The 16794-nt window shown below is 39.7% G+C and carries 17 protein-coding genes; 7 read left to right on the top strand and 10 right to left on the bottom strand.

The window, feature by feature from the left end; all coding sequences use genetic code 11:
- Positions 1 to 129: 129 nt before the first annotated feature.
- The gene (locus tag IQ259_RS18470) at positions 130 to 330 is read left to right on the top strand and encodes a hypothetical protein (protein ID WP_193887392.1); all 201 of its coding nucleotides are present in this window, start codon (positions 130 to 132) and stop codon (positions 328 to 330) included.
- 340 nt (positions 331 to 670) lie between these two features.
- Here the strand turns inward: IQ259_RS18470 and IQ259_RS18465 are convergent, their stop codons facing one another.
- On the bottom strand, positions 671 to 1441 hold the full coding sequence (locus IQ259_RS18465) for a glucosamine-6-phosphate deaminase (protein ID WP_193887416.1): 771 nt from the start codon (positions 1439 to 1441) through the stop codon (positions 671 to 673).
- Positions 1442 to 1722: 281 nt separating this feature from the next.
- Between IQ259_RS18465 and IQ259_RS18460 the strand changes: the two genes are divergently transcribed.
- Complete coding sequence (locus IQ259_RS18460) at positions 1723 to 2403, top strand: HAD family phosphatase (protein WP_193887391.1); 681 nt, start codon at positions 1723 to 1725, stop codon at positions 2401 to 2403.
- A gap of 13 nt (positions 2404 to 2416) precedes the next feature.
- Here the strand turns inward: IQ259_RS18460 and ruvA are convergent, their stop codons facing one another.
- From ruvA to IQ259_RS18445, 3 genes are all read right to left on the bottom strand, one after another.
- Positions 2417 to 3052 (bottom strand): Holliday junction branch migration protein RuvA, encoded by a 636-nt coding sequence (ruvA, locus tag IQ259_RS18455; RefSeq protein ID WP_193887389.1) that lies wholly within the window; start codon positions 3050 to 3052, stop codon positions 2417 to 2419.
- Positions 3049 to 3798, bottom strand: a complete 750-nt coding sequence (locus IQ259_RS18450; protein WP_193887387.1) for a sucrose-phosphate phosphatase — start codon at positions 3796 to 3798, stop codon at positions 3049 to 3051. The genes ruvA and IQ259_RS18450 overlap by 4 nt, the downstream gene beginning before the upstream one ends.
- Before the next feature lie 166 nt (positions 3799 to 3964).
- Positions 3965 to 4873, bottom strand: a complete 909-nt coding sequence (locus tag IQ259_RS18445; RefSeq protein ID WP_193887385.1) for a DUF4349 domain-containing protein — start codon at positions 4871 to 4873, stop codon at positions 3965 to 3967.
- Between the two features lie 283 nt (positions 4874 to 5156).
- Between IQ259_RS18445 and IQ259_RS18440 the strand changes: the two genes are divergently transcribed.
- Both IQ259_RS18440 and ilvC read left to right on the top strand, forming a co-directional pair.
- Complete coding sequence (locus tag IQ259_RS18440; protein WP_228014622.1) at positions 5157 to 5600, top strand: thermonuclease family protein; 444 nt, start codon at positions 5157 to 5159, stop codon at positions 5598 to 5600.
- A gap of 201 nt (positions 5601 to 5801) precedes the next feature.
- A complete protein-coding gene (gene ilvC, locus IQ259_RS18435) occupies positions 5802 to 6797 on the top strand; it encodes a ketol-acid reductoisomerase (protein WP_193887383.1) in 996 nt (331 codons plus the stop codon).
- Positions 6798 to 6877: 80 nt separating this feature from the next.
- On the opposite strand, the gene IQ259_RS18430 is transcribed toward ilvC, so the two are convergent.
- Positions 6878 to 7087 carry a hypothetical protein gene (locus IQ259_RS18430; protein ID WP_193887381.1) on the bottom strand — a complete coding sequence of 70 codons (210 nt, stop codon included), beginning with the start codon at positions 7085 to 7087 and terminating at the stop codon, positions 6878 to 6880.
- A gap of 800 nt (positions 7088 to 7887) precedes the next feature.
- Between IQ259_RS18430 and IQ259_RS18425 the strand changes: the two genes are divergently transcribed.
- Positions 7888 to 8631 (top strand): hypothetical protein, encoded by a 744-nt coding sequence (locus IQ259_RS18425; protein WP_193887379.1) that lies wholly within the window; start codon positions 7888 to 7890, stop codon positions 8629 to 8631.
- 15 nt (positions 8632 to 8646) lie between these two features.
- Here the strand turns inward: IQ259_RS18425 and IQ259_RS18420 are convergent, their stop codons facing one another.
- Complete coding sequence (locus tag IQ259_RS18420) at positions 8647 to 10290, bottom strand: alpha/beta hydrolase (protein WP_193887377.1); 1644 nt, start codon at positions 10288 to 10290, stop codon at positions 8647 to 8649.
- A 96-nt stretch (positions 10291 to 10386) separates the two neighbouring features.
- On the opposite strand from IQ259_RS18420, the gene IQ259_RS18415 reads away from it, so the two are divergent.
- The gene (locus IQ259_RS18415) at positions 10387 to 10701 is read left to right on the top strand and encodes a hypothetical protein (RefSeq protein ID WP_228014621.1); all 315 of its coding nucleotides are present in this window, start codon (positions 10387 to 10389) and stop codon (positions 10699 to 10701) included.
- Positions 10702 to 10842: 141 nt separating this feature from the next.
- On the opposite strand, the gene IQ259_RS18410 is transcribed toward IQ259_RS18415, so the two are convergent.
- Positions 10843 to 11649, bottom strand: a complete 807-nt coding sequence (locus tag IQ259_RS18410) for an HAD family hydrolase (protein WP_193887375.1) — start codon at positions 11647 to 11649, stop codon at positions 10843 to 10845.
- Between the two features lie 99 nt (positions 11650 to 11748).
- Between IQ259_RS18410 and IQ259_RS18405 the strand changes: the two genes are divergently transcribed.
- Positions 11749 to 12540, top strand: a complete 792-nt coding sequence (locus IQ259_RS18405; protein ID WP_193887374.1) for a hypothetical protein — start codon at positions 11749 to 11751, stop codon at positions 12538 to 12540.
- A gap of 362 nt (positions 12541 to 12902) precedes the next feature.
- On the opposite strand, the gene IQ259_RS18400 is transcribed toward IQ259_RS18405, so the two are convergent.
- The 3 genes from IQ259_RS18400 to IQ259_RS18390 form a co-directional block, all read right to left on the bottom strand.
- Entirely contained in the window at positions 12903 to 13637 is a 735-nt protein-coding gene (locus IQ259_RS18400) for a DevA family ABC transporter ATP-binding protein (RefSeq protein ID WP_228014620.1), read from the bottom strand.
- Positions 13638 to 13777: 140 nt separating this feature from the next.
- Positions 13778 to 14932, bottom strand: a complete 1155-nt coding sequence (gene devC / locus IQ259_RS18395) for an ABC transporter permease DevC (RefSeq protein ID WP_193887372.1) — start codon at positions 14930 to 14932, stop codon at positions 13778 to 13780.
- Between the two features lie 31 nt (positions 14933 to 14963).
- A complete protein-coding gene (locus tag IQ259_RS18390) occupies positions 14964 to 16403 on the bottom strand; it encodes an HlyD family efflux transporter periplasmic adaptor subunit (protein WP_193887370.1) in 1440 nt (479 codons plus the stop codon).
- Between the last annotated feature and the right edge of the window lie 391 nt (positions 16404 to 16794).

Raw genomic sequence — 16794 nt, 5'->3', positions numbered from 1 at the left:
AAGAAACTAAATAAATATAAGATACTTCCTAAGCATAAATTAAATCATGCTGTGGGGATGAGGCTTTTATTTGTCTCTTTACAGAGAATTTATAAAAAATCATGTATTTACAAACGTTGAAGTGCCATTATGTTCACCATTGGTGATTATGTGCTAAATCAACAAACAGGTCATCTAGGAAAAGTTATTGGTTACGGGCATGAAATTATTAATCATAATATACAGACCGTAACTCTGAAAGTACTAGTAGCTGAGACTGCTAATTCTCACAGGAGAGAGTTTGTCTACGAAGATCAAGTCTCAGCATGGGTAAGATGGTCTGTAGCATAAAACTTCCACTGACATGTGAAAAATCACATTGCAATTTATTGTGTTAGTTTGCCTAAATAGACCAAGGTTAAATCTTATGGTGCAAGATGTTATTTTCTGCCTACAAGAAGCAGCTTCGGAGATAATATTTCAAAATTATTCAACACCTAAAAAACTAAGCGAATGCTTCATTTCTCCTCCCTGTGGATGTGCTAATCCAGGGAAAGAACTTAAATGTGAAGACTGTCCTTATCTTGAGGCTTGTTTGTCTAGGATTAAGTTAGGGAATAGGGAATAGGCAGAGTGTAGAAATGAAAAGACTTTCATACCTTTTTTGTAGGCTATGACTTCTAGCTTTTTTCTACAGCAAACTAGCAGAATTAACATCTAAAAATAACGTGGCTTGTGGTTGATGGCGTAGGATAGAAGCAGGACAATCGGTAGTAATAGTCTGTTGTAGCATCTGTTTAATTACCTGGGCTTTACGTGTTTCTGGTGCTAGGCAGATGATTTTTTTGGTCGAACAAATTAAAGGGAGAGTAACAGTAAAAGCGTACTGCGGTACACTGTCAATATTGGGAAAATGACCAGTATTTACTTGTTGCTGGCGATTTAGGATATCTAATTTGACCAACTTTACACTATAAGGATCTTGAAAATTGGCGACAGATGGATCATTAAAAGCCAAGTGTCCGTTTTCGCCAATACCTAAACAACATAAATCAATTGGCTGTGCTTGCAGCAGTTGAGTGTAGCGATCGCATTCTGCTACAGGCTCTAATGTATCACCTTCTAGATAATGAAATTGCTGCGGATAAAGTTTCTTTTCTACACGTTCCCGCAGATAACGCCGGAAACTGGCTGGATGGTCGGCAGTAATTCCTAAATATTCATCTAAATGAAACAAAGTAATTCTTGACCAATCTACACCACCCAACTCTATCAACGCATCGAGAAATTTGAGTTGAGAGTTACCTGTTGCTAATAATACGGCTGCTGTATCCTGTTTTTTCAGGATATCTTCTAAATACTTGCGTGCGATTTGTGCAACATCTATAGCCATTTCAGCTTCAGAGTCGTAAATCTGCACTGATAAATCATCAACACGAAAAAAATTGTTAGCAGCGATCATGTTTTGAAGTATGAAGTGTGAAGTGCTAGTAGCTAGTAGGTTGGGTTGACGCAAGGAAACCCAACAAAGTCCTGGTGATGTTGGTTTTGCTATCACTCTACCCAAACTACTTCTTTCGTAATTGCGAATTGCAAATTGCTACTAGTCCAGTATAGATTTCTAAAACTTCACCAACAATTTTGAGTTCTGATCTCGTAATCACTCAATAACAATCACTTAACGAGAATCAAACAATGTAAACTGTGTAAAGAAAGTTAATAATTATTTACAGTTAAAGAATTATGCTGGCTGCCATTCTCTTTGACTTAGACGGCACTATTGTCAACACTGACCCGATTCACTACCAAGCTTGGCAACAGATGTTGTCTAGCTATAGCCTAGAGATTGATGAAACATTTTACAAATCTCGGATTAGCGGTCGCTTGAACCCGGAAATTGTCAAAGATATCTTGCCACAATTATCAGCAGCAGAAGGGCAAAAATTTGCTGACGACAAAGAAGCGCTTTTTCGCCAACTTGCTTCCCACCTACAACCATTGAGTGGCTTTGCTGAATTAATAGCGTGGACGGAGGCACATCAATTACAGCGTGCATTAGTAACCAATGCCCCTAGGTTAAATGCAGAATTTATGCTAGAGGTTTTGGGCATTAAAGAAGCCTTCCATACAGTGATTTTGGCAGAGGATTGCACCGCTGGTAAACCTGACCCAGCACCTTATCAAGTTGCCTTAGACAAATTGGAGATTAACGCAGAGAATGCGATCGCCTTGGAAGATTCCCCCTCTGGCATTCGTGCTGCTGTTGCTGCTGGTATTCGTACCATTGGCATCGCTTCCACCCACGATCCTGAAATTCTACAAGCGATCGGTGCATTTATGGCAATTCCCGATTTTACCGATTTGCAGTTGTGGACGTTTTTAAATTCCTTGACTGAAACCGATTTGAGTGCGATTAGATTGTGAGACAACAGAATCACTACTGAACTTGTTCGCTGCTGAGATGGGCGATCGCTTGTTTAATCCAATCTTCCACATAGGCATCTTTTGGCAGTCCAATGTCTTCACTCACGACATGTAAGGCGTGACTGACTTCATGGGCTGTGTAACCTAACGCAAACAAAGTCATTTGCACTTCTTCCAAAATCCCTGGTGCTGGGCCATCGGTGGCGACGAAGAATCCGGCCGATTTGCGCCACTCAATTAACTTGCTTTTCAATTCCAAACAGATACGTTCTGCGGTTTTTTTGCCCACACCAGGGGCTTGAATTAAGATTTGGGTGTTGCCGGCGATAATCGCTTGGACTAAATCTGGTAATTCCAAAGTGTCTAATAAAGCGATCGCTAAAGCTGCACCAATACCACTCACCGTTAGCAAGTGACGAAATAAATCACGTTCTGCTGGCGAAGCAAAGCCATAGAGTAAAGGCACTTCTTCCCGAATTTGGTAATGGGTGAAAATTTGTGCCACCCCTCCCGATTCTGGCAACTGCTGTGCCAACCGTTGAGGAACTTGCAAATCATACCCAATATTATTGACTTCGAGAGTCAAAATAACGCGATTACCACCAACTGTCTGAATACCAGCAACAATGCCTTTGAGATAGCTAATCATTCTAAAAAACCAAAATAATGTAGTCCTTCTAGAATTCCCCCAGCACAAAAACCTTGTGCCAAGTATCGATAGTCATTAGGATACTCAGTATGCCATTGCAATAATTCTGCTCTGGCATTCCCGACTATGATTCCCCGTTCATTGCCTACAGCGAATAAAGCAATATCATTACCCGAATCACCGCAGACAACTGTTTGTTCTGCTGCAAATTTCCATTTTTGACGGAGAAACTGCATTGCCTGACCTTTATCGCTGGAAAGCGGTACAATGTCAAGGTCAATACCACTGCTATAGATTAACTTTATATTTAAAGCATATTTTTGTAATTTTGTCTCAATTTCTGGTAAAATTTTATCTGCTAATTCTTGTTTGACGAAAAAACTCACCTTAAAAGGGCGTTGTTCCGAATCTGGTTGCGGTGTCAACTCAGAAAAAGACTTAGCTGCTGAAAATACTAATTCGCGGTTCCACCCAGGCGCGAGGATATCTGACCAGCCTGTATCTGGATGATCACTGCCATTGAGGTAAATTTCTGTACCCACAGAACAGACAAGCGCATCTGGTTCTATCAGATTTTGTTCAACTTGCAATTCCCGGTAAAGCACAGGCGATCGCCCTGTGGCGTAAACTATTTTCGTGCCGTAATCTTGACGATGTTGACTCAGTATTTTACTTAGTTCTACTAAAGCTTGATCATTACCTACGAGGGTGTGATCCAAGTCAGTGACAAAGAGAAAAGGTTTCATAGTTTTTCCCAAGTTAGTAGTTGCCTAAACACCTGAAAATTACCATATTGCCCAGATAGCATCTGCGGAAACGGATTTTCAGCTTACGTTCCGAGTTACTCTACCAGATTTTTGCTCTTATGTATTCGGCTGAATGAGTGGAATCCTTTTAAAGAGTCATTTGCTTCTACTCTCTAGTTTCTCGTGGTGTATGGATGCGCCACCAACGGATAAAGCCGTAGACACTTCCACCTAAAATGAACAGATAAGGCGTGTAAACCATTAACCATATACCCAACTTTAATAAACCAACAGTAAATCCACTTAAAGATTGGGTGGACTTGTTCCAAGTTTCCTGAATTTGTGAACCAGTGGCACGTTGAGGACTAGTACTAGATACTGCGGCTTCCAGGTTTAGGGTAATCGTGGAGTATGCTACTTGATTTTGTAAGTTTTTGAGTTGAGCGTCAATTTGCTCTATGGATTGCCGGACTTGACCGAGTTCTTGAGCAACATTTAGCACATCGCGGACTGAACTAGCTCGATCTAGAATTTTTTGTAAATTAGCTTCAGTTTTGCGGAGATTAGTTAATCTAGCTTGGAAATCCACCAAGCGATCGCCTACATCTTCTGCCGTAATATTACGATTTTCTATTGTGCCTAATTTAGCCAATTCTGCTAATGTCAGTTCCAGCAAATTCTGTGGAACTCGCATCTGTATGGATGCAGTGTGGCGTAAATTGTCTTTAGTTGGTTGGCGTTCGTTTAATCCGATTAAGTCACCTTGCTGTTTTTCAATAATTTGCGAGACAGCATCAATGCTTTGATCTACAGAGTTCACAATTACCTTCATTACTGCCTTTTTGATTAATTGGGGACGCGCACGCGGTATTGGTGCATCTGCCGCTTTTTGGCCGATATTGGTGGCAATGTCGGCTGCTGGTTGACTGGCTAATTCGGTGTTGGCTAAACTCGGCGGTAATGATGTGCCAGAGAAATTTTGCGGCGCAGAAGCACAACTGGTGAAAACAAAGCCTCCCAGTAAAGCACTCACAAGTAAAGCAGATTTGCGTGGTAACGGCAGAGAAAAATTCATAATCTAACCTCGGATAGATGAAAGTAATTTCAGTATCACCGAGGAAAATTTTCCAGATGAGGTTGTTGCAATTTATGTAACAAGTATTTTGCTGAACCTGTATAAGTAGTCGGACACAATAAAATTCATGGGTGGAGATAGGTGACAGGTTAAAGGTTACAGGTTACAGTCAAAAATTTGTGTAATTAATTCTGTCTGATTACTTATGTGAGATAAATCACAGGAATTACCAGATTACTGAAATAGACTCAAAGTTACAGTGTAAAAAAATACTCAGTTAAAAATGATGAATTTATTTGAGCTACTTTTAGTTCTGGCTACAGTAGTTGGTATAGGGGATAGCAATATAATTCGCGTTAAAGAGGATACAGGACAAATCCAGACAGTTAAACTTACTTGTATTAATTTACCGAATGCAACACAAAAACCATATAGTTTAGCAGCCACGCAGGAACTCAAACAAGTGTTACCAGTGGGTAGTCCTGTAGTTATTAGAAGAGTTACACAAAATGAAGGCGATCGCATCATTGGCGAAATATTTGTAGATAATCAGTCCGTTAATCTCCGCTTAGTAGCAAAAGGTAATGCTGTTGTTGACCAAGATTCTATCGACAATTGCGAAGAAACTAAAACTCAATACTTAATCGCCCAAGCCAATGCTAAAAATAAACGACTAGGAATATGGCAGCAGATAACTCCAGCCACGACTAGAAAATCACCACGATAATCATAAAATTTTTACCTTGGTTAATACCAAAATAACTTCAGAGCCATGACTAGGATTGACCTTTATTAAGTCCATTTCCCTATTAGCAGCCTAAGTAAGTAAATTTGATGTTTTATGGCTTATCTGTAGTTACACAATTTGGGGTAAGATCAAAAGCCTGCCTATAAATAATCATGATGCTTGCTGACAGGAGATGCTTCTATGGCCCGGATGTACTATGACGAAGATGCCAATTTAGACCTTTTGGCTGGAAAAACTATTGCTATTATCGGCTATGGTTCCCAAGGTCATGCTCATGCCCTGAATTTGAAAGATAGCGGTTTGAATGTGATTATCGGGCTATACCCAGGAAGCAAGTCAGCACAAAAAGCCCAAGCCGCTGGGTTAACCGTAAAAAATGTGGCAGATGCGGCGAAAGCGGCTGACTTCATCATGATTTTGTTACCAGATGAAATTCAAAAAACCGTTTATAAAACCGAAATTGAACCTAATTTAGAAGCAGGAAATGTGTTGGCTTTTGCCCACGGATTTAATATTCACTTTGGGCAAGTTGTACCACCAGCCGAGGTAGATGTAGTGATGGTAGCACCCAAAGGCCCTGGTCATCTGGTGCGGCGGACTTATGAACAAGGGCAAGGTGTACCTGCGTTGTTTGCTGTTTATCAAAATGCTAGTGGTCAAGCACGCGATCGCGCGATGGCTTATGCTAGAGGTATCGGTGGAACCCGTGCCGGTATTCTCGAAACCACTTTCCGCGAAGAAACCGAAACTGATTTATTCGGCGAACAAGCAGTATTATGTGGCGGTTTAAGCGCCTTAATCAAAGCTGGTTTTGAAACTTTGATAGAAGCTGGTTATCAACCAGAATTAGCTTATTTTGAATGTCTGCACGAAGTCAAATTGATTGTTGACTTGGTTGTAGAAGGTGGTTTAGCCACAATGCGCGATAGCATTTCCAATACCGCAGAATACGGCGACTACACCCGCGGCCCTAGAATTGTCAACGAACAAACCAAAGCCGAAATGCAGAAAATTCTCCGCGAAATTCAATCAGGACAATTTGCCCGTGAATTCGTTTTAGAGAATCAATCTGGTAAACCAGGATTTACTGCCATGCGTCGTCAAGAAGCCGAACACCCCATTGAAGCAGTTGGCAAAGACTTAAGGGCAATGTTTAGCTGGTTGAAAAAAGTCTAATTCATTTCAAACTTGAAATTTTTCATGCTAGAGACGCGGTTAACTGCGTCTTTACGCATAACTACAGCAGTTCGCCAACTTCAATCATCTAATAAACTCATCAACGCTTGCATTTCAGTGTCTTGTGACTCCGATAGCTTACGTCGTAAATCTAATATTTGATTATTTAACGCTTCAGATGTATGAAGCAGATTAGATTCTTGGGCAATTTTTAATTGACTTTCCTTAATTCTGATTTTTCTAAGCAGTTCATCGACAGCATAGACTGAATCATAATCTTGACAAATCATAGCCTTGCACTTATTAAAAATTTTCAGTAGTACAGTTAAACTTGTGGTTTATATGTTGATTAGTTTGCATTGTGGGAATTTCAAGTAGAAATCTTACATTGTTTTAGAGCAGACTGATCATGAGATTGATTACATTTAGTAAAGCAAAAAGCTTTGAGTGCAAAAGCGTAACGCCATCAGGAGAAACACAATCGGATAAGCCCACTCAGATGGTGAATTAAAATTTATACATACTGATCTGATGTTAAACTTCCTACACATCTCTCTGTTTGACTTGATGAGGATGTCAATTACAACTTAATTAAGATAATTTTTGGCAAAATTACTGAGTACAAGCCTATAGACATAGGCTCCTACAGCAGTCTGAGTTGAAATATTTTCCCCTCTTTTATGTTTTTAGTACATTATTGTTGTAGGTAGACAGTGGATATTACTTAAGTAAATCCCTATGATGCTTTGTAAAAAATACGTGAATTTACTAAAAAAGTGTTGCCATTTATCAAAGTCACTGTTTATATTGGCTATAGATTGTTCACGATTACTAAATTATTCATCAAAATTCATATTTCAAAGCTCAAAGACAGCTTAAGTATGTAGATTTTTTCCAAAAACAGAATGGATTCCTATATCTAATTCCAGTTTGAAATAGGAACGCGACAAATATCGCAGAGATACAAAGTTTTGTACCTCTACAGATAATTGATGAGTTGTAAATATTGTTGAAATTAACCAAGTTTCAACTAAATTTTTGTGCCTCAAGCACTGCCAAAATTACTCATTGCAAAAAATAGGAGTCGAATATGAAAGAAGTTCTAGAATATATTAAACAGCAAGAAAAAAAATTTGCCCAATTACCTTTTTTTCAATTCTTAACAGATAACAGTATTGACCCTCATCAGCGATTAGCTTGGGTTCCCTGTTTAGCTCACTTTGCCATGAGTTTTAAAGATTTGAATAATGACATCCTCAAAGATGAGTCTAGCGATCATCCTCTACAAAAAATGATTAACCAGCACTCCCTTGAAGATGGTAGTCACTGGAAATGGTATCTTAAAGATTTAGAATCGTTAGAGATTGATCAGGTAATGCGATTTAGTGATTTTCTAAAATTTATGTGGAGTGATAAAACACTTAAAACTCGCCGTCTTTCTAATAATTTAGTAGCAATGTGTCGCTATGAAACTGACATATTACTAAAAATAGTTATTATTGAAGCAATTGAAGCAACAGGAAGCCCAGCACAGAAAGCAATGGCACAAGTCAGTGAAGAATTACGGGCAATAACTAATAAAAAATACTACTATTTTGGTACACACCACATGAAGGTAGAAACTGGGCATATTCAACTTGGAATGGAAGACGAGGAAACTGAAAATTTTCTCTACAATATTGAATTAGATGCAGAACAAAAAGCCAAAGCATTAGTGTTGATTGACTATGTTTTTGATAGCTTCACAGAATGTATGGGTGGACTAATGCAATTTGCGAATCAACATACATTTAAAGAATTATTGGCTAAACCTAAGTATGCTCTACATAGATAGAATTTGCAGCTAAGACTATTGTGATTTCTGCTTTGTGCCATTTTTTAATGCTTGCATAAATTGCTCTGTGGTCAGAGAATTTAACAAACTAACATTGAAAGGTGCTTGACTAAAATATTGAGTATATGATGGTTGCAAATAGAGGCTGTATTCAGAGTTATTGACGAGATGAGTTTCCATAAAAGCTACACCTAGGGCTTTGAGATAGGAATAAACAGCAGTAGGATCTGGGCCTAACAATCCGGTAGGCACGGGTAAAACATTATTCTCAGGAGTGGACTCTCCTAAAGCAGAAAAATGGGTGGCATTTTCAATTAAAACTAGATATTTGTTCGCTTCAGTCAGCCAGGTAAAAGGGCGAATTTGTTCTGGTATTGCTGGGGCGAAAATATCTTGACTACCGGTGACTAACATCGCAGGAACTTTGATTTCACTCAGACCACTTTCACCCAAGATGGAACTGTTAATCGGATTAATGGCCATGACGGCCTTAATACGCGGATCTTGTAGTGCATAATCTGCTGGTGATAACTCAGCTGCTTGGCATTGCAACAATAGAGATAAATTTAAGGATCTATTGGGATAACAATCCCGACGCAGTTGAGCAAAGTTAAGTTTAGCTCCTGCTAGAGTCAAAACAGTATAACCACCAAAGGAATGTCCAATGGCTCCGACTTGCTGAAAGTTGAGTTTCCCTTTGAGGGCAGGATTGAATGTTTCTAAACGTTGGAGTTCATCGAGTACATACTTGACATCTAAAGGTCTGTCGATAAATTCTTTAGGTTGTGGTGGCTTTGCCAAACCTGAAAAGTATTGCTGAAAGCGTTCGGCATTACTACCAGGGTGTTCCAATACAGCCACGGCAAAGCCATAGGAAACCAAATGTTCCGCCAGGTAAGCTAAAGCATAACGATCTGAGGCTAAACCATGAGAAATCACAATTAAGGGAAAGGGAGTTTGGGTTGTGGCTTCTGGTAAATAAACATCTACTGGTAAACGACGATCGCGTTTAGCGTCATTTAGCTCAAAGTAAAGTTTTTGAAACCGAAATTCTCCTGGCTGGCGCAAATCTGGCTTTTGAGAAAAATCGATGTTTGCATTGCTGGCTGAGGCGATCGCTTGCTTTTGCAAATATGCTACAACTGCATCTCTATCTTTGAATAATTCCGATAAGTTATTGACTATCTTTACTCCTTCAGAGAAATTTAATCTAATAGTCGGAGAAGGAAATTTACGCATTATATTAACAACAGTCAAGCCTTCTTGAGAATCGGCAGCAGCTAAAATAAAAGCAGCACGGAGGGCGTAAAAACCATTTTGACGAGATTCGGTTAGCAATAATTCTCCTAAACGTTTTATTACCTGTTCACCAATAGGGGAATAAGTAAACTGAGATACTAAGGTAGGTGTGGCACTAAAGCGCTGCTGGAGTAGTTCTCGCAGCTGTGCCAGTTGTTCAGGTGTGGCACGTTGGGCATAGGTTTCCAACTCCCCAGTAATTTTGCCTTCTTTTGCAAAGGTTTCTAAAGCTTCAGTGGTTAAAGAAAATTCTCCGAAAGGAGGATAAAAAAAGCTAATGCGCTCGGCTCCGAAGCCAGGAGTAGCTGATAAAACTGTGGACAACAGCCCTAAACTCAGGTATTTGAGGAATTTTTTCATAAGTTGTCGATAAATCCAGAATTATCAAGATTATGTAGGGACGCAATCGTTAATATAAAAGGTTTTGAAAGATAAAAGTTACACTATTACCTAATATTGTTTTTAGAGCCAGGTAGAAAAAATCCTAACTGTCCTTTGTGTAAAGTTTTGCAGTTAAAAGCGATCGCGGGAGCGATAATTGATATAGAACTCAATTTAATACTTATGTCTACAGTTTCTTGCACTAGTTGTGTGGTGGTTCTCAACCAACAACAGGAAGAAAATATCTCTCATCAACAGCAGTCCCAGGATGAGTTAGTCAACCACTGTAAGAATACTGGTAAAAATTCGACTGTGGTTAAAGATGGTCGAGTTGTGGTTGTCCCCGCGCAACCACAACCACAAGAGACTGCCAATATCAGCAATGAGTGAAATTAATAGTAAGCTAGGACTTACGCACGAGTCACGGAATAACGTAGACGCGGTAGCGGCTTGCCGCAGGCTACCACAGAGGCGCAGAGGTCACGGAGAAATGAGAGTTTCAGAGATATTTTGCGTAAGTCCTATAAGCATTCAACGAGATATGATATGACTAACTAGCTCACAAAATCCTTCTGCTTCAGCAAAACTAGTGACATAAGTAGGTTGATATTGTAGCTGGTTCGCATATTTCAGTACGTTAGCTACGCCTACAGAAACGGGAAAATAATGTTGAGCAAATAAACTTTCATCATTAGGGCTATCACCAACAGTCACAACTTGTTCTGGTGAGTATTCAGCCCAATATTCTTGCAATACTTGTAATAAACCAATAGCCTTATCTTGACCTTGGGGTTTGATATGACACTGCACTGTACTGTAAGTAAATCCCCAACCCATTTGTTGACACAGATGAGCTAAAGTTTGTAGTTCATTTGAATTTAAAGCAGCTACATCAAATGTCCAATCAGTAATCCGAAAGCGATTGTCAGCAGATTCTTGAATTTGAGGAAATTTTAGTTTTAATTCCGCAAAAGCTGCGGCTAATTGTTGGCGATGCAATTTTAAGTCGGGAATAGATGTTAAACCTATGGGCTGCTCACTGCCATTTGGATAAAATATACCACCATTTTCTGCGATCGCACCTGCGATCGGCATCAAGCTACTGATTCCACTTACCCAACCAGCAGAACGCCCAGTCACAATCAATACTTTAATTCCAGATGCAGTTAAATCTTCTAAAGCTTGTAACAAAGCAGCAGAAAATTTACCTTCCTTTGTCAGAGTACCATCCATATCTGTAGCAATCAGGCGAATATTGCTCCAGCAAGTAGATGCAGCTTGGGACAGTGGGTTAAGATTTGCAGACTGCCCAACAGATACATTTGATTGTAAGTACATATGCGGTTTATAAAAAGCTATTAAAAATACCAATAACACAGCAAGATGATATTGATGATTTGGGCATTCTAAACAATGACAACTTAAGTTATCGTCACCATGCTAAATCCTATACTTCTTGCCCAATCTCCACCACCGAAGACGAAAAAAGTAACTCAAAAACCACCAGCCAGCGAAGCTCCGCAAGCTCCACCTTTTTTGCTCATTACCTCTGGAGGGTTGGCTGTAGCTGTGATTGCTTTGATTGTGTTTGGTAAAATCCAGAAGGATAGGTTAGAGAAAAAAATCAAGTTTGAAAAATTCCGCGCTAGAGAACTAGAGAAAAAGTTCAAACTCGCCCTAGACACTATCCGTAAAATGGAAACTAATCCTGATTTGGTAAACTCGCGGGACTTTAACCTAGATTATCTGCGGATGCGGATGTCTGAAGAGGTGTTTCATTTTGCGATTTTGAATCAAATTAAAATCAAAGTTAAGGATAAAATTTCTCAAGCCCTACGTCCAAACCAAGCTCAACAAGGAACAGTAGGGATAGCTAATAGTACCGGGCGACAGGTAGACGAAACTTTTGATGTTGAGTATGAGAGTGGTACGCCGCCAAACATTGCTAGACGAGTGCTGTTTCGGATTGAAATTAAGCTCATGAAGCTACCGACACAAGCGACTTCTGCCACAATTAGCCAAATTATTGACTGTATTGAAACTTATCTTAGCCCGATGGATGATGAGGATACTTGGCAACCAACAATTCAAGGTCGAATTGCCCACATGCACTGGGATCAAAAAGCTAAACCCACACCTTTACTGGTGTTGGAACAATCTAATGATGGCGTGAATGTGACTTTTCGGACTAGTCGCCAAGCAAATGCGCCAAGCCCTCAAGTCAAATAGTTATGGCTTCGGGGTGCAGCTACAGATGAAGGTAGGAGAGGAGGGAAGAGAGTTTTTAAACGCAGCGAAAAGTTCTAAGGAGGGTTTCCTTCAGTAGGAACGCCACCTGCTACAAGCCGGGAAAACCATCCAACGCAGTGGCTCAACTTTTCAAGACAGAGGTATGCTGAGTCTTTTTGCAAATTTTTGCTGAAGTTTGTACTGAGTTGATAGTTATAAATTATTGGTATTAAGTAGGTCGGGGTTAAAAATTGTCGTTATGACAAGGCAGGAGGCAGAGGGCAGAAGGCAGAAGGGAAGAGGTTTTCAAGCTACTTTACTTTCCGTTACATAGTTCGGTTTATTTGCACCTTTCTACTTATTTATGATTTTTCGCTCCATGCTCCCGAATCGTAACTAATGACTGCGCTTTGAGAGTCACGGGCTAAAAGACCATCTTCCATTTCGACAATGCGATCGGCTATGTCTAAAATCCGGTTGTCGTGTGTCACTAACAAAATGGAAGTTCCTTGATCTTTGGCTAGACGCTGCATGATTTCTACAACGTCACGTCCTGACTGTTTATCTAAAGCTGCTGTTGGTTCGTCCGCCAGCACCAATGAAGGATTATTCACTAGAGCGCGAGCGATCGCAATTCTTTGTTTTTGTCCTCCAGAAAGATTATCTGGGTAGTAATTAATTCGGTTTTGTAAACCTACAGCAGTTAGCATGGTTTCTGCTCTGGCGATCGCTTCATTTTGGCCAACTTTGTCCTCTAACTCCACAGCCATCTGTACGTTTTGCCTAGCTGTTAAGAATCCTAGTAGGTTGTGGGCTTGAAAAATATAACCAATGTTTCGCCGGATTTGGACTAATTGATTTTGACTAGAGCCGAATAGTTCTACACCTAAAAATTTCAAACTGCCTTCTTGGACAGACCTTAAGCCACCAATCAAGCTCAGTAATGTTGTTTTTCCTGATCCAGAAGGCCCTGTCATAATCACAATTTCTCCTGGATAAATCTCCAGGTTAATATCAAATAAAATCTGTCTTTTTAGTGAGCCTTTGCCATAGTAGTGATTCAAGTCTTTAATGGCAATTACAGGTTCTTGTCTCATGATAAATTTGGTGTTGTAAATTATTGGTTTTCTCGAAATTATAGAGATTATCTGCAAGTATTCATGATATTTTAACTAGTAAATTAAAATTGTATAAATTCAAAAAAATCATTAATTAATGCTGGATTTATCAGATTTAGTTAAAAGATATCAGCAGGGTCAGCAGAACGTAATTTACGCACTGCGATCGCGCCAGAAATAAAACACATAATCATTGTTAATATTAATACACTAACTGCCCGTTCAAAAGTCATAAAAATTGGTAAAAGTGTAGCTTCTTTAGCTTTTTGGTACATTAACATTGTAAAAAACCAGCCAGGAAGATACCCTAGACAAGCTAATAACATTGCTTCTTGTAAAATCACTATTAATAAATAGTTTTGTGTATAGCCAATAGCTTTTAAAGTTGCATATTCTGATAAATGGTCGGAAACTTCCGTATAAAGGATTTGATAAACAATTACGGTTCCAACAATGAAACCCATAATTGTACCTAAGCTGAAAATAAAACCTATGGCGGTACTACTTGCCCAATAATGACGTTCTAAATCTATAAAATCTTGTTTAGTTAATACATTGATATCTTGAGGTAAATATTGACGTAAATCTTGGGCTACAGCATTAGTATCTGCTCCTGGTTTTAATTTAATTAAACCAATATCAACTAATCCTTGCTGACGGGTATTAAAAATTCGCAAAAAGTTAACATCACTAGTAATTAAATTACCATCTGCACCAAAAGATGTCCCTAAAGTAAACAATCCTGCCACCTTAATTTTGCGTCTTCTTAATTCTGCTGTGACATTTTTACCTTTTTCAAAATTATCAGCAATTGGTCCATATTCCTGTCGAGATGAACGGTCAAATAACACTACATCAGGTAGCTTTAATTTGTCTAGATTTTCTTGAACTCCAGGCAAATTAAATAAATTATGTTCTGGGTTAATTCCAAAAACAAGTAGGGTGCGTGACCGACCTGTAACAGGGTTTTTCCAAGCTGTATAATCTAAATATATAGGATGTACTGATTGCACTGCTGGTAAATCTAATGCTTTATACAACCGCCGTTGAGAAAAGCTTTTCATTGACAAAATAGCATTCGACTGGCGGTTAATTAAAACAATGTCACCCTGTAAACTACTATGTAACTGAACGTTACTGTAATACAACGCATCTCGGAATCCGAGTTGTGTAAACATCAGAATATCGGCAAAGGCAATTCCAGCTAAAGCTACGGCTAAACGCGTTTTTTCTCGCGTCATTTGTAGCCAGGCTAAAGGTATTTTCTGAGTCATTTTTCAGATGAATGGAGAGTATTATTTCTGCTTAATTAGAACCTGATGCGTTATTAATATCAACCAGTACTTTGGCGTTGGTTAGGCCAGAAACTTTGCTACTGTCTTCTGATGTAAGGGCAATTTTAACCTCTACAACTCTGGCATCTATATCAGCGGCTGGATCGGTATTCAGTACATCCTTTTTGCCGACTTTTCTGCCAATTTCAGCGACAGTTCCTGTTAATTCGCCTTCAAAAGCGCCATTATCGCTACTAACAGTAACACTTTGACCAATACGCACTTTACCAATACTGTCTTCGGGAACTTCAGCAATGACCATCATTTGTTCAGTTTGTCCAATTTCAGCAATACCATTAGCGCTGATGGCTTCGCCTGACTTGGTGTAAACTTGTAGAATTTCTCCAGAAGTTGGTGCTTGGACGTAGCTTAATCTTAGTTCTGCGTCGGCTCTTCTGACATTAGCGATCGCATTACTGATTTGTGCTTGTGCCATCTGCACATCAGTCGGATTAACTTCTAGCAATCTTTTGAGTCTCGCTCTTTCTTCGTCGAGTTGTCTTCCTAACGTGGCTACAGTTTTATCTCGGTTGACTTTAGCTTCAATCAACTGCTGTTGTAAGGTACTTAAAGTCTTGATTTGGTTTGCTCTAGCTTCCGCAACTTGCTGACGCAAAGTGGCTATTGCTTGTCGGAGAGTAGCTTGAGTTTCGACTACCTGCTGTTTAGCCGTAACTGCACTCAATCGTCGTCTATCCCGTTCTTGCTGAGAGATAGCACCTTGTCCATACAGGAAATCGTAACGTCCAGCATCAACTTGAGCATTGCGCTGTTCGGCTTGGATGCGTGTCAAGGTAGCTCTTAAACTATCGCTTTGACCTCGCAATTCGGCTTCGAGGCGCTCGACTGTCGCCTGTTGAGCTAATTTTTCTCCACTTAACTGCGCCGCAATTCTGGCAATCGTGGCTTGTTGAGCATCCCTTTCGCCACGTAACTGAGCATCTAGTCGCGCAATTACCGCTTGTTGCGCTTGAACGTCCCTAGGTGAACCAACTCGAATTTGAGCTAAACCGGCGCGAGCTTCTTGTAATTTGGCTTTTGCTTCTTCTACACCCGCTAACTGAGTTTCGTGATTGTCTAAAATTGCAATCACTTGCCCTTTTCTTACCTGTTCTCCTTCTCTGACAAACAGCTGTTTAACTCGCGACGCAGATTGTAACCCCGCAGCTGGAGCAGAAAGTTTGATCACTTCCCCTCGCGGTTCCAAACGCCCCACAGCACTAATGCTGTTAGCAACTGGTTTGACGGGTACCGATGAGCCTATCTTTTTTAACTGCTCAACTTTAGCTGTAGTTAGTAACCCCGCAGCGATTACTATTGGTAAGGCTACAGCAATGCCCCACCAAATCTTAGGTTGTTCTGGATCAAGTATCTGTTGCCTTGATCTTGGCTTTTCAGTCACCCTTGACATGGTTGTTGCCTGTTTATTTAAAAATGTGTTGATGGATATAAAAAAGGCATTAGACCTAGTAGAGATGTGATGAATTACCTCTACTAAATAACGCGTAAAACCGCTTCCAATGAATACTTAGCGCCAAAATTTTTTAATCATGGTGCTACTGGTAGCTATGCAATAATTACTAATTCGTAATGCGTAATTCGTAATTAAAAGACTGGTGAGAATCCATCGCTTTTAGAAGCAACCCCGGTTCAGATGGAAACTCAATCTTTATCAAAAACTTAATTATGAACTACCAATTACGAATTTTCAATCAATTTTCTCAAATAGAGCATCCCTAACATCACAGTTTCCTTAAAATTGCTAGTGAACCAATAATTAGGTTTGGTAACTCCTAATTTAT

It is taken from the genome of Fortiea sp. LEGE XX443 (genome assembly GCF_015206815.1).
GTDB lineage: Bacteria > Cyanobacteriota > Cyanobacteriia > Cyanobacteriales > Nostocaceae > Nostoc_B.
This window is presented reverse-complemented; position numbering and strand designations above follow the sequence as displayed.

Bases quoted from the DNA above. Each gene is read 5' to 3' on its own strand.
- IQ259_RS18400 (WP_228014620.1), bottom strand. From the start codon at position 13,637: ATGAGACAAGAACCTGTAATTGCCATTAAAGACTTGAATCACTACTAT.
- IQ259_RS18405 (WP_193887374.1), top strand. From the start codon at position 11,749: ATGCTAAATCCTATACTTCTTGCCCAATCTCCACCACCGAAGACGAAA.
- IQ259_RS18425 (WP_193887379.1), top strand. From the start codon at position 7,888: ATGAAAGAAGTTCTAGAATATATTAAACAGCAAGAAAAAAAATTTGCC.
- IQ259_RS18440 (WP_228014622.1), top strand. From the start codon at position 5,157: ATGATGAATTTATTTGAGCTACTTTTAGTTCTGGCTACAGTAGTTGGT.
- IQ259_RS18470 (WP_193887392.1), top strand. From the start codon at position 130: ATGTTCACCATTGGTGATTATGTGCTAAATCAACAAACAGGTCATCTA.
- ilvC (WP_193887383.1), top strand. From the start codon at position 5,802: ATGGCCCGGATGTACTATGACGAAGATGCCAATTTAGACCTTTTGGCT.
- IQ259_RS18420 (WP_193887377.1), bottom strand. From the start codon at position 10,290: ATGAAAAAATTCCTCAAATACCTGAGTTTAGGGCTGTTGTCCACAGTT.
- IQ259_RS18390 (WP_193887370.1), bottom strand. From the start codon at position 16,403: ATGTCAAGGGTGACTGAAAAGCCAAGATCAAGGCAACAGATACTTGAT.
- IQ259_RS18430 (WP_193887381.1), bottom strand. From the start codon at position 7,087: ATGATTTGTCAAGATTATGATTCAGTCTATGCTGTCGATGAACTGCTT.
- IQ259_RS18460 (WP_193887391.1), top strand. From the start codon at position 1,723: ATGCTGGCTGCCATTCTCTTTGACTTAGACGGCACTATTGTCAACACT.
- IQ259_RS18465 (WP_193887416.1), bottom strand. From the start codon at position 1,441: ATGATCGCTGCTAACAATTTTTTTCGTGTTGATGATTTATCAGTGCAG.
- ruvA (WP_193887389.1), bottom strand. From the start codon at position 3,052: ATGATTAGCTATCTCAAAGGCATTGTTGCTGGTATTCAGACAGTTGGT.
- IQ259_RS18410 (WP_193887375.1), bottom strand. From the start codon at position 11,649: ATGTACTTACAATCAAATGTATCTGTTGGGCAGTCTGCAAATCTTAAC.
- IQ259_RS18450 (WP_193887387.1), bottom strand. From the start codon at position 3,798: ATGAAACCTTTTCTCTTTGTCACTGACTTGGATCACACCCTCGTAGGT.
- IQ259_RS18445 (WP_193887385.1), bottom strand. From the start codon at position 4,873: ATGAATTTTTCTCTGCCGTTACCACGCAAATCTGCTTTACTTGTGAGT.
- devC (WP_193887372.1), bottom strand. From the start codon at position 14,932: ATGACTCAGAAAATACCTTTAGCCTGGCTACAAATGACGCGAGAAAAA.